Here is an 11,794-nt window from a genome sequence, read left to right on the forward strand (position 1 = left end):
AGCCTTCCCCATAGTAGGTATTGGCTTGCACGAGTGCGGTGAGAACGTGTTGCCTCCGACTGTCCTTCACCGTGCGGTTTATACCTTCTTCCAAAGCATCAATAATAATATCTTTTATTTCGGATTCAAAGAAATTTTGTTCTGAACCGGCATCGATTGTAATGCCCGTCTTTTTGACATAAGTGCGTTTATATTCTTCAATTTGATTTTTTAAGCGAATAATTTCTTTTTCCGCATCTGCGAGTTGCTGGGCTTTAGCGATAATTTCACTGTCAAATGATCTAATGTAGTTGGAAAGTTCTTTTGAGCCAGATTCTCGCAGGGTATTGTATGACAGGCGGGATGAAATATCTTGCGCGCCGTGCCAAGTACAAAATTATTTGGCCGGCTATTGAGCAAAGAATGGCGAATTTCGCTAATGATTGCCTTTTTCATTTCTTGTTGATTGGTAAAATCAGATGGTCGAAAAATTATATAATTTCCACCATCCTCTGGCCAATATATACCTACAGATCCTCCATAGGCATTTTGCCCACCAACACTCATTCTCAATCGATACGAAAATTTTCTACTTGGTTCAACAACAACATGACCCATGCCCATGAGATCATTCGCTATAGAATTCACATCAATGGCATAATCGTCAAAAAAAGATCTGCTAATATAAATAACTGGAAGCCTACAGCCAGCACTAGCCAAGAGTACGCGGGCTGCCTTATCGACTTCATGCTCTAAAAATTTGTATGCTCTCTGGCCGACCTGAAGTTCTCCATCAAATCCACCTCCAAGTCGGTCAAGAAGAAATCGGACAAGAACTGGTTTTTTCGCAGATGGAAGATGACTCGTGGCAACAGATGCCTCTCGACTTACGCGTATGCCAATCCAGCTAGCATTGTCGCGGTGCCACATTACAACTTCAGTTTGCCATTCAAGATCTGAATCGTTTTGAGTGTAGCGGAGTGCCGCTATTTTATTGTCATCTTGTTGTATCTGCAAAACGGCAATGCAATTATCGTCGCGGCATGCAAACCACGATTTCTCCGTTAGCATGGGTTTAAGCGTGTCTTTGTTAAAGGTGGTGTGAGGAGATCCCAGAATCCAATCTCGGCCTACCTCAAGGAAATCCCCTGTGGTTCTCTTAGGATCGACTGGGAATTCAGTTGCAAACGAGAGCATCGGACACCTTTAGGGAGATGTTTGATGGCAGAAGACGTTCTGGTCGCCAAAATGTCTATCAAATAAGCATTAGATCACTCTTGCAGCGCAAGCACACACCCATCGAGCTATCGGAGCAAGATAGGACGATTCTTGCTCCGCTCACTCCCACTCAATCGTCCCCGGCGGCTTGCTCGTAATATCATAAGTCACCCGGTTCACCCCCCGGACCTCGTTCACGATCCGGTTCGCCACCCGCCCCAGGAACCCCATGTCGAACGGATAAAACTCCGCCGTCATCCCATCCGTGCTCGTCACGGCGCGCAGCGCGCAGGCCATGTCGTAGGTCCGCCCATCCCCCATCACGCCCACGGTCCGCACCGGCAGCAGCACCGCGAAGGCCTGCCAGATCGCGTCGTAGAGCCCGGCATTGCGGATCTCCTCCAGATAGACCGTGTCCACCTTCCGCAGCAGGTCGGCCTTCTCGCGCGTCACCTCGCCGGGGATGCGGATCGCCAGGCCCGGCCCGGGGAAGGGGTGCCGCCCCACGATCTCCTCGGGCATGCCGAGCTCGCGGCCCAGCGCGCGCACCTCGTCCTTGAACAGCTCGCGCAGCGGCTCCACCAGGCGCATGCGCATGCCCTCCGGCAGGCCGCCGACATTGTGGTGGGACTTGATGGTCACGGAGGGACCGCCCGTGGCGGAGACGGATTCGATCACGTCCGGGTACAGCGTCCCCTGCGCGAGGAAATCGGCGCCGCCGAGCTTGTTCTGCTCCTCCTCGAAGACCTCGATGAAGAGCCGCCCGATGATCTTGCGCTTCTGCTCGGGGTCCGTGACGCCGGAGAGCTGGCCGAGGAACAGGTCGCTCGCGTCGCGATGCACCAGGGTGATGTTGAAGCGGTCCCGGAAGGTCTTCACCACCTGCTCGCTCTCGCCGGCGCGCATGAGGCCGTGGTCCACGTAGATGCAGGTGAGCTGGTCGCCGATCGCCTCGTGCAGCAGCACCGCCGCGACCGAGGAATCCACGCCGCCCGAGAGCCCGCAGATCACGCGGCCGGTGCCGACCTGCGCGCGGATGCGGGCGATGGCCTCGGCCCGGAAGCCGGCCATGGTCCAGTCGCCCGTGCAGCCGCAGACGCCGTGGGTGAAGTTTTTCAAAAGTGCCGCGCCGTGCGGGGTGTGCACCACCTCGGGGTGGAACATGGTGCCGTAGTAGTGGCGGGATTCGTCGGCGATGAGCGCGAAGGGCGCGCCCTCGGATTCCGCGACGACCCGGAAGCCCGGCGGCAGCACAGTGATGCGGTCGCCATGCGACATCCAGACGGTCTCGTGCGCGCCCTTGGCCCAGAGCCCCTGGGTCAGCGCGCATTCGCCGGTGACGGTGACGACGGCGCGGCCGAACTCCGCGGCATGCCCGCCCTCGACGGTCCCGCCGAGCTGGGCCGCCATGGTCTGCTGCCCGTAGCAGATGCCCAGGATGGGCAGCCCCATCCCGAAGACCTCCTGCGGCGCCCGGGGCGATTCGCCCTCGGTCACGGAGGCCGGGCCGCCGGAGAAGATGATGCCCTTGGGGGCGAAGGCCTGGATGCGCTCGGGGGCGGCGGCGTTGAAGGGCCACACCTCGCAATACACCCCGGTCTCGCGGAGGCGCCGGGCGATGAGCTGCGTCACCTGGCTGCCGAAATCGAGGATCAGGATTCGGTCGTGCTGGGTCATGCGCGCTTGAAAGGGCGAATCCGCCCGGCGTCAAGCGCGAGTTACGGCATCGGGCCCTGCGTTCGGCGAGGGGCGTTCAGCGGGTGCCGGAAGCGTTGCTGCGCAGGCAGCTGTTCAGGGTCACGAAGGACTTCCGCCGCTCGCTGAGGCGCGCGCAGCGCTGCCGGAGGCTGGCCGGCTGAGCGGGCCAGAGCGTGGCGGTGATCGCCTTGGCTTCCGTCTCGGCATCGAGGCATTCCGGCCGGGGCCCGGCGTCGCGGTCGCCGGCGCGGCGGGCCGCCTCGGTGCAGCTCACGACGGGGTCATAGGTCGGGATGGCGTCGGCGGAGAGCGCGGCGCGGGGCAGCAGGGCGGCGGCGAAAAGGCCGGCGAGCAGGATGCGGGCGGTCACTCCAGGGGCTCCTGTCCTCGGATATGTCGGGTCATGCCGCAGGATAGCGTATACATTCCGGCACACCAGTTCCGGAGGCAACAAAAAGCCCCCGGAAGACGCAAGCGGCCCATAAGGGCGGCCCTACCGCGGCAGCTTGGTCGTCGCCGTCGCCGTCAGCAGCGTGTGGATCGGGTCCCAGGCATAGGCGAGCTGGGTGGTCTTTTCGCGGGCGAAGAGCATCTCCTCCCGCGCCACCAGCTTGGCGCCGAGACGCTCGTAGAACCAGCGCGAGGGGTTGTGCTCCAGCACCCAGGCGAAGGCCGACTGCGCGCCGAGCGAGGCCAGGTGCGAGGCCATGGCGCGCATCAGCCGCCGGCCGATGCCGCGCTCATGAAAGTCGTCGAGCAGGTAGAGCGTCTCGACCTCGCCCTCGGCGATGGAGGGGCGGCGCGAGAGGCCGCCGGTGATGAAGCCCACCACCCCGCCGCCGGGGATCTCCAGGTTGTCCGCCACGGCCACGAAGGCCGCATGACCGCCGCGGCGCTCCGCCATGCCGCGCTCGTAGCCCAGCGTCTCGCGCGCGGCGGAGAGGGAGCTCAGATACTCGTCGGGCAGGACGCCGGCATAGGTGCTGCGCCAGCAGGCCACATGCACCCGGCCGAGGGCGGGCGCGTCCCCAGGTCTCGCGCGGCGAATGGTGACCATCGCACGCGGGCCTCAGGCCTGCCGTTCCAGGACGGCGCAGAAGAAGCCGTCGGTGCCGTGGGCGGCCGGGGAGAGCAGCAGGTGGACGCCGTCCATGGGCGGCGCGCCCGTAAGTCCAGCGGCAGGCCAGGCCGCGCCGAGCGGGATCGCACGGAACTCCGGATGGGCCTCCAGGAACTGCTCAACCTGCAATTCATCCTCCTCGGGCAGCAGCGAACACGTCGCGTAAACGAGCCTACCGCCAGGACGAACGAGAAGGGAAGAAGTTACAAGAATTTCACCTTGCTTCCGAAGCAGTTCGGCGAGGTCCTCCGGGCCGGTGCGCGAGCGGGCGTCGGGGTTGCGGCGCCAGGTGCCGGTGCCGGTGCAGGGGGCGTCGACCAGGACGCGGTCGAACTGGCCGGCGCGGCGCTTCACCCAGCGGTCGCCGGGCTCCAGCAGGTGCGTCTCGGCATTGTGGACGCCGGCGCGGCGCAGGCGCTTGGTGGCACCCTCGAGCCGCGGGGCCGAGACGTCGCAGGCGGTGACGCGGCCCTGGTTGTTCATGGTGGCGGCCATGGCGAGCGTCTTCCCCGCGGCGCCCGCGCAGTAGTCGGCGACGCGCATGCCCGGGGCGGCGCCGACGAGCGCGGCGATGAGCTGGCTGCCCTCGTCCTGCACCTCGACGAGGCCAGACTTATAGGCGGCCGTGCCGGTGATGGGCGTGCGGCCGGCCAGGCGAAGGCCCCAGGGGGAGAGGGGGGTGGTCTCGGAGGCCAGCCCCTCGGCGCGCAGGCCGCGCTGCGCCTCCTCGCGGGTTCCCTTGAGGATGTTCACGCGCAGGTCGAGCGGGGCATTGGCCTCCATCGCGGCCGCCTCCGCGTCGAGCCTGTCTCCGAAGCGGGCAACGAGGCCGGGCAGGGCCCATTCGGGGAGGTTCAGCCGGGCGGAATCCGGCATCTCCTTGCCCATGAGCGGCTTGCCCACGAGGCGGTCGGCGACGCCCACCTCACCGGCATCGAGCAGGCCGGCGGAGTAGCGCCCGGCATCGAAGAGCTTCGCGGCCTCGCCCGGCTTCCGCTTCTCGACGAGGATCAGATAGGCCAGGGCCAGCAGCCGCGGCGTGATCCGCGCGCCGGTCTGTCCGATCCACCATTCCAGCCGCAGCCGCTGCCGCAGCACGCCCCAGGCGAGGTCCGCGACCGCTCGCCGGTCGCTGCCGCCGATGTAGCGGCGGCTGCGGAAGAAGTCCGCGCCGATCGCGTCGGCCGGGCGGCGCGGCTGGTCGAAGACGGCGTGCAGCAGGTCGATCGCGGCGGCGAGCCGCCCTTCGGGGGTCAATTCAGCAACTCCGGCAGGCCGGCAAGATCCGGCAGGCTGGGCACGCCGGCGGCCGCCAGGCCGTATTCGTCCGGCGCATCCATGCGGTTCACGCGGACGCAGCGGAAGCCTGCGGCATGGGCGGCCTGCGTGTCCCAGGGATTGGCCGAGACGAACATCATCCGCCGCGCCGGCTGGCCGAGCCGCTTCTCGGCCAGCGCATAGACGCGGGCGTCCGGCTTGAAGACGCCGACGGCCTCGACGGAGAGCAGCGCGTCGATCTGCGTGGAGAGCCCGGCATGGCCGAAGGCCTCCGCCAGCATCATCGGCGAGCCGTTGGACAGCACCGCCGCCTGCACGCCCCTGGCGCGGATCGCGCGCAGCATGGCGGGCACCTCGGGATAGGGGGAGAGCAGGCGATAGGCGTCGAGCAATTCGGCCATGAAGCTCTCGTTGGTGACGCTGTAGCGCGCGCAGACGAAGCGCAGCGCGTCGACCGTGCAGGCCCAGAAATCCTGGTGCCTCGCGGGGCCGGTGAGACTGCGGACCCAGGAATATTCGAGCTGCTTCACACGCCATTCCTGGGAAAAGTCGCCGGCCAGCTCGCCGAGCCGGTCGGCATGGCGCGCGACCGCGGAATGCACGTCGAGCAGCGTTCCATAGGCGTCGAAGACCACCGCCTCGACCTCGCGCCCCGGCTTCTCCTTCCGTCGCCAGGGCTCGAAGTCTTCAACCATCGTTGCGGTAGTTCGGGGCCTCGCGCGTCACGGCGACGTCGTGCACATGGCTCTCGCGCAGGCCGGCGCCGGTGATGCGGCGGAAGCGTGCGTTCTTCTGCAGGTCGGCGATGGTGGCGCTGCCCGTGTAGCCCATGGCGGCCTTGAGCCCGCCCACGAGCTGATGGATCACGTTGCCCACCGGCCCCTTGTAGCCGACGCGGCCTTCCACGCCCTCGGGCACGAGCTTCAACTGGTCGCGCACCTCGGCCTGGAAGTAGCGGTCGGCCGAGCCGCGCGCCATGGCGCCCAGCGAGCCCATGCCGCGATACGACTTGTAGGAGCGGCCCTGGTACAAAAACACCTCGCCCGGCGCCTCGTCCGTGCCGGCGAAGAGGCTGCCCATCATCACGCATTCGGCGCCGGCCGCGATGGCCTTGGCGATGTCGCCGGAGCTGCGGATGCCGCCGTCGGCGATCGCGGGCACGCCGCGCTCGCGCGCCGCCGCAGCGCATTCCATCACAGCCGTCAGCTGCGGCACGCCGACGCCGGCCACGATGCGCGTGGTGCAGATGGAGCCCGGCCCGATGCCGATCTTCACCGCATCCGCGCCCGCCTCGATCAGCGCGATCGCACCCTCGGGCGTCGCCACGTTGCCGGCGATGATCTGCACCGTGTTGGAGAGCCGCTTGATCCGCTCGATCGCCGCCAGCACGCCGCCGGAATGGCCATGCGCCGTGTCCACCACGATGACGTCGGATTCGGCCTCGACCAGCGCCTCGGCCCGCTTGAGGCCGTCCTCGCCCACGCCCGTCGCGCCCGCGGCGCGCAGCCGGCCCAGCGCGTCCTTCACGGCGTTCGGATGCGCCTCGGACTTGTCCATGTCCTTGACGGTGATGAGGCCCACGCAGCGGCCCTGCTCGTCCACCACCAGCAGCTTCTCGAGCCGCCGCTTGTGCAGCAGGTTGCGCGCCTGCTCGACGGTGACGTTCAGCGGCGCCGTGACGAGGTTCTCACGCGTCATGAGCTCGTAGACGCGCTGGTTGGGATCGGTGGCGAAGCGCACGTCGCGGCTGGTGATGATGCCGACAAGCCGCCCCGTGCCCGGCTCCACCACGGGGAAGCCGCTGATGCGGTGGCGCGCCTTCAGCTCCTGGATCTCGGCCAGCGTCTGATCGGGATGGACCATGACGGGGTTGACCACCATGCCCGATTCAAAGCGCTTCACCTGGCGGATCTGCTCGGCCTGCTCGGCCGGCGTCATGTTCTTGTGGATGACGCCGATGCCGCCGCGCTGCGCCATGGCAATGGCCATCGGCGCCTCGGTGACGGTGTCCATCGCCGCGGCGATGAGCGGGATGTGCAGCGAGATTTCGCGGGTGAGGCGCGTGCGCGTGTCTGTCTGTCCCGGCAGCACCGTCGAATAGGCGGGCAGCAGCAGCACATCGTCGAAGGCGTAGGCCTCGGCAATGCGAATCGGTTCAGCGAAATCGAGGGCTGCCATGGGCGGGGGACCTTTCGGGCGGTCAGTCGACCTTGGCGTGCGTCCATAACCTTGCAAGAGGGTGTCGTCCAGCGAGAGTCTTCGCGATGCCCGCATGCGCGGAGCGCGTGTTGTATTTCGGTTCACGGATCCCGTGTCAGGACGCGGCTGGTCTTGCGGGCCGATCCCGGACGCCGCAGGCCGCCCGCCGGAGGCGCGTGAATTTCCTGCGACGGCCTCCCGGTGGCACCTCGCGCGGCGCCGGGGCGGACGCCGCATGGGCGGAGCCGTGGCCCATGCGGCGCATCCAGTCCCCGTCCCAGCCGGGCCGGGATCCTGACGGCGTCTTCAGGGCAGCCAGTCCGTCCCGGGCTGGATGTTCTGGTTGACGCGGAAGAAGTTGTCGGGGTCGTACCGCCGCTTCAGGGCGACCAGCCTCTCATGATTGACCCCGAAGGCGCGGCGCGTGGCGTCGGGACCCTCTTCGCCGAGGAAGTTCAGCATGGCCGCGCCGGTGGAATGCGGAGCGAGCGCCTCGGAGAAGGTGCGGGCCCAGCCGCGATGCCGCTCGCCCTCGCCGGCCTCGAGCCAACAGGCCTCGATGCCGATGTTGCAGCGCGCCTTCCGGTGCGGAAAGGCGGTGTCCGTCTCGGCGACCCGTCCCACCGCGCCGCCGAAGATCTGGACGAGGGTCACGGTCATCGGGGATTCCGCCCTGTTGCCGTGCTCCACGAGAAGGTCGACGGCCGTATCGCTCAGCTCCTCCAGGAAGGCGGAGCGCCAGTAGTTGCGGGTCCTGAGGTGGCCGTGCAGGTCGGCCAGCTTCTGCATCTCCGTGAAGCGGCGCGGCTGCACGAGGTCCAAGATCGGCGGCCCGAAGGCGCGCAGGCGGTCGAAGGCGCGCTCGCCTTCCTCCAGGTCGCCGCAATGGCAACCCATCACGCCGGCGACCGGCGTGCCGTCGGGGGCGCTGAACAGACCGGCATAGACGGTCAGCTCGTCCGGCGCCTTGGCCATGACGGAGCGATAGTGCCGCAGCATCGCGCCCGCCTGGTCGCGCGGCCAGAGGATCAGCCCGCCCAGCACGGTGCCCACGGGATGCGCACGGAACAGGAAGGAGGTGACGACGCCGAAATTCCCGCCGCCGCCGCGCAGGCCCCAGAAGAGCTCCGGATTGGAGGTCGCGCTGGCGGTCAGCACCGCGCCCGAGGCAGTCACGACCTCGCAGGAGAGCAGGTTGTCGCAGGTCAGCCCGTATTTCCGCGTCAGCCAGCCCACGCCGCCGCCGAGCGCGAGCCCCGCGATGCCGGTCTGCGGGACCACCCCGGTCGGGATGGCCAGGTCGTGCAGGTCCGTCTCGCGATCGATGTCGCCCAGCGTCGCGCCGGGCTGGACGCGGACCGTCTCGGAGGCGGGATCGACGAAGACCCCCTTCATCGCCGACAGGTCGATCACCAGGCCGTCGTCGCACGAAGCGCGCCCGGCGACGTTGTGCCCACCGCCCCGGACGGCGACCAGAAGGCCGTTCGCCCGCGCGAAGCCGACGGCCCGGACGACGTCGGCCGTCCCGGAGCAGACCGCGATGAGGCCGGGATACTTGTCGATATCCGCGTTCCAGACCCGCCGGGCGTCCTCATAGGCGGGGTCGTCGGGCTGGATGATCCGTCCCGCGAAACCCTCGCGCAGGCTTTCGATCGCGGCCGCATCCAGGCGGGCGCTGTTCCGGCGTTTCAACAGGGCGTGTGACATGGGGCGCTCCTCATCGAGGCGGTGAGGGCGCCTTCCTGAGGGCGTCGCGCTACGCCCGTATGTTGGGATCGTCGTTTCCCATGACGGACGTAACCTTCGGGGCGATGCGCTCAGCCCGACGAGGCGTCGCGGCGGAACCCCTGGGCGACCACGTAGAGCTCGCTGCTCTCTTTGCGGCTGGCCGGCGGCTTGGCGTGCTGGACCTTGGCGAAATGCTGCCGCAGCCGCTCGAGCATCGCCTTCTCCGAGCCGCCCTGGAAGACTTTGGCCACGAATCCGCCGCCGGGCGCCAGCACCTTCACCGCGAAGTCGAGCGCGAGCGCCGCCAGGTCCATGATGCGCAGGTGGTCCGTGGGCCCGTGGCCCGTGGTGTTGGGCGCCATGTCCGAGAGCACGAGGTCCGCCGGCCCGCCGAGCGCCGCCAGCACCGCGGCCTCGACCGCGTCGTCCTGGAAGTCGCCCTGCAGGATGGTCGCGCCGGGGAGGCCGTCCATCGGCAGCAGGTCCAGCGCCACGATCTCGCCGCGCTCGTCCAGCGCCCGCAGCACGACCTGCGTCCAGCCGCCCGGGGCCGCGCCGAGATCCACCACGCGCTGGCCGGGCTTCAGCAGCTTGAAGCGTTCGTTCAGCTCGGTGAGCTTGAAGGCGGCGCGGCTGCGGTAGCCGGCCTGCTGCGCGGCCTTCACATAGGGGTCGTTGATCTGGCGCGAGAGCCAGCGCTGGCTCGCATTGCTGCGGCCGCGCGCGGTCTTGAGGTTGGAATGGGTGCCCCGGGGCCCCCCCACGGGGCCGCCGCTGCCGGATCGGCTGGTTGGTTTGGCCATGGCGTGCCTTTACGCGCGCCAGACGCTCCGGTCACCCCGCATGAGGCGCATGAGCATGCCCTCGCGCAGCCCGCGATCGGCCACCGTCAGCTCCCGCACCGGCCAGAGCTTGCGGATCGCGGCGTAGACCGCGCAGCCCGGCAGCACGAAATCCGCGCGCTCCGGCCCGATGCAGGGATGCGCCGAAAGCCCGGAGCGGCCCATGGCGAAGAGCTGCGCCAGCGCGTCGTCGGCCGCTTCCGTGCAGAGGCGCGTGCCGTCCACCAGCTGGCGGCGGTACTTCGGCAGGTCCATCACCACGCCGGCCAACGTCGTCACCGTGCCGGAGGTGCCGATGAGCCGCACGCCGCCGCGGCGGATCTCCTGGCCGATGCAGTGCAGCCGGTCGAAGCTCATGAGGCGGGCGTGGATGTCGTCCACCACGGCCTCGAAGCCATGGACGGAGAAGCAGTCGCCGCCCTCGCGCTCGGCGAGCGTCACGACGCCGCAGGGGATGGAGAGGTAGCCGATCAGCTCGGGGCGCGGGCCAGTGCGGATCCAGGCGATCTCGGTGCTGCCGCCGCCGATGTCGAAGAGGATGGCGCGGCGGTCGTCGGGCTCAAGAAGGGGGGCGCAGCTCTCCATCGCGAGCTCGGCCTCCTCGCGCGGAGAGATGATGCGCGGGCGCAGGCCGGTCTCCTGCGCGGCGCGGGCGAGGAAGGTGGAGCCGTTGGCCGCGCGGCGGCAGGCCTCGGTGGCGACGGCGGCGAGGCGGCGGACGGGGCGGCGGTGCAGCCGCTCGGCGCAGGCGGAGAGCGCGGAGATGGTGCGGTCCATCGCCGCGTCCGAGAGCGCGCCGGAGCCGGCCAGACCCTCGCCGAGGCGGACGATGCGGGAGAAGCTGTCGACCACGCGGAAGCCGTGGCGGGTGGGCGCGCCGATCAACAGGCGGCAATTGTTGGTGCCGAGATCCAGGGCCGCGAAGAGGGCCGGGGGAGGGCCCTGATGGCCGTAGCCTTGGTGGAGAGCGGTCATGGGGGCTGACTCGTTCGGGATGCGTAGCTGTCATGATCATGAAGCGGGGCTGTCATCGCAAGCGTTATTGCGGGGTTGGCAGCCCGGAGGGGCGATGCTATCTGCCCCGCCAGCCGAGCGGCAGCGCTTGGGGGATAGTTTAACGGTAGAACTTCCGACTCTGACTCGGACAGTCTTGGTTCGAATCCAGGTCCCCCAGCCAGCTCGACCAAGCCCTTGTGATTGCAGCCTTTTCTACCGGGCCGTGCATCACGGGGCGGCCTTGGGCCAAAATCACTCACAACTCAGCCGCATCAGCTAGAAGTGCCGTGCATTACGGTGTCGCGAAGGTTCCTTCTTCCTACCCTGGCGGGTTCGTGATCAGCCCCTCAACGCGGCGCTATTGCGACGCGGAGCGCTGCGACCCTGTATCAAATAGAGGATTATCCTCCGTGGCGTCGTTACTTCGGAGGAGGGTTGGGTAATTCGGATAGAACCCGGAAGATGAGGGCGCCGGACCCGCCCAAAATACCTGGCGCTAGCCCCGTGAGTGGCCGCTCTCCAAACATGCCGAGTGCGGCAATGGAGGTGATCCAAACACATATGACCGCCGCTGGCCCGCTGGCGCGGAGGTTCATGGAGATGTTGTGGAAGTTAAACATTGCAAGCCTCCGACTTTATAATTATCCAAATAGAGCAAGATTTATCATATTTCTAATCACAATCGCTCGAGTATAAGCAATCCAATGTCTTGCATATCTGTTCCCTGGCGAAAAAA

At 67.0% G+C, this 11,794-nt stretch carries 10 protein-coding genes and 1 tRNA gene; 1 reads left to right on the forward strand and 10 read right to left on the reverse strand.

The features are described 5' to 3' along the window. Window positions 1–210: 210 nt before the first annotated feature. From AC1ROY_RS17045 to AC1ROY_RS17090, 10 genes are all read right to left on the reverse strand, one after another. Window positions 211–1,176: a hypothetical protein gene (locus tag AC1ROY_RS17045; RefSeq protein WP_493150051.1), complete on the reverse strand. Its 966-nt coding sequence runs from the start codon at window positions 1,174–1,176 to the stop codon at window positions 211–213. A 141-nt stretch (window positions 1,177–1,317) separates the two neighbouring features. Continuing rightward, entirely contained in the window at window positions 1,318–2,874 is a 1,557-nt protein-coding gene (guaA, locus tag AC1ROY_RS17050; protein WP_493150052.1) for a glutamine-hydrolyzing GMP synthase, read from the reverse strand. Between the two features lie 76 nt (window positions 2,875–2,950). Further along, complete coding sequence (locus AC1ROY_RS17055; RefSeq protein ID WP_493150053.1) at window positions 2,951–3,265, reverse strand: hypothetical protein; 315 nt, start codon at window positions 3,263–3,265, stop codon at window positions 2,951–2,953. A gap of 123 nt (window positions 3,266–3,388) precedes the next feature. Further along, a complete protein-coding gene (locus AC1ROY_RS17060; protein ID WP_493150054.1) occupies window positions 3,389–3,952 on the reverse strand; it encodes a GNAT family N-acetyltransferase in 564 nt (187 codons plus the stop codon). A 12-nt stretch (window positions 3,953–3,964) separates the two neighbouring features. Next, window positions 3,965–5,272: an RsmB/NOP family class I SAM-dependent RNA methyltransferase gene (locus AC1ROY_RS17065; RefSeq protein WP_493150055.1), complete on the reverse strand. Its 1,308-nt coding sequence runs from the start codon at window positions 5,270–5,272 to the stop codon at window positions 3,965–3,967. Further along, complete coding sequence (locus AC1ROY_RS17070; RefSeq protein ID WP_493150056.1) at window positions 5,269–5,988, reverse strand: haloacid dehalogenase type II; 720 nt, start codon at window positions 5,986–5,988, stop codon at window positions 5,269–5,271. Before AC1ROY_RS17070 ends, AC1ROY_RS17065 begins: the two co-directional genes overlap by 4 nt. Then, window positions 5,981–7,471: an IMP dehydrogenase gene (gene guaB, locus AC1ROY_RS17075; RefSeq protein WP_493150057.1), complete on the reverse strand. Its 1,491-nt coding sequence runs from the start codon at window positions 7,469–7,471 to the stop codon at window positions 5,981–5,983. The genes AC1ROY_RS17070 and guaB overlap by 8 nt, the downstream gene beginning before the upstream one ends. 327 nt (window positions 7,472–7,798) lie before the next feature. After that, complete coding sequence (locus AC1ROY_RS17080; protein WP_493150058.1) at window positions 7,799–9,199, reverse strand: FAD-binding oxidoreductase; 1,401 nt, start codon at window positions 9,197–9,199, stop codon at window positions 7,799–7,801. Between the two features lie 110 nt (window positions 9,200–9,309). Further along, a complete protein-coding gene (locus AC1ROY_RS17085) occupies window positions 9,310–10,023 on the reverse strand; it encodes an RlmE family RNA methyltransferase (RefSeq protein ID WP_493150059.1) in 714 nt (237 codons plus the stop codon). A gap of 9 nt (window positions 10,024–10,032) precedes the next feature. After that, on the reverse strand, window positions 10,033–11,037 hold the full coding sequence (locus tag AC1ROY_RS17090) for a Ppx/GppA phosphatase family protein (RefSeq protein WP_493150060.1): 1,005 nt from the start codon (window positions 11,035–11,037) through the stop codon (window positions 10,033–10,035). Between the two features lie 128 nt (window positions 11,038–11,165). Here AC1ROY_RS17090 and AC1ROY_RS17095 point away from each other — a divergent pair. Then, a tRNA-Gln gene (locus AC1ROY_RS17095) sits at window positions 11,166–11,239 on the forward strand. Window positions 11,240–11,794 lie beyond the last annotated feature (555 nt).

Source organism: Roseococcus sp. GW821-FHT12F05, assembly GCF_058806835.1.

Excerpts from the sequence above, each read along its gene's own strand:
- AC1ROY_RS17045 (WP_493150051.1), bottom strand. The coding sequence starts at position 1,176 with ATGCTCTCGTTTGCAACTGAATTCCCAGTCGATCCTAAGAGAACCACA.
- guaA (WP_493150052.1), bottom strand. The coding sequence starts at position 2,874 with ATGACCCAGCACGACCGAATCCTGATCCTCGATTTCGGCAGCCAGGTG.
- AC1ROY_RS17060 (WP_493150054.1), bottom strand. The coding sequence starts at position 3,952 with ATGGTCACCATTCGCCGCGCGAGACCTGGGGACGCGCCCGCCCTCGGC.
- AC1ROY_RS17070 (WP_493150056.1), bottom strand. The coding sequence starts at position 5,988 with ATGGTTGAAGACTTCGAGCCCTGGCGACGGAAGGAGAAGCCGGGGCGC.
- guaB (WP_493150057.1), bottom strand. The coding sequence starts at position 7,471 with ATGGCAGCCCTCGATTTCGCTGAACCGATTCGCATTGCCGAGGCCTAC.
- AC1ROY_RS17080 (WP_493150058.1), bottom strand. The coding sequence starts at position 9,199 with ATGTCACACGCCCTGTTGAAACGCCGGAACAGCGCCCGCCTGGATGCG.
- AC1ROY_RS17085 (WP_493150059.1), bottom strand. The coding sequence starts at position 10,023 with ATGGCCAAACCAACCAGCCGATCCGGCAGCGGCGGCCCCGTGGGGGGG.
- AC1ROY_RS17090 (WP_493150060.1), bottom strand. The coding sequence starts at position 11,037 with ATGACCGCTCTCCACCAAGGCTACGGCCATCAGGGCCCTCCCCCGGCC.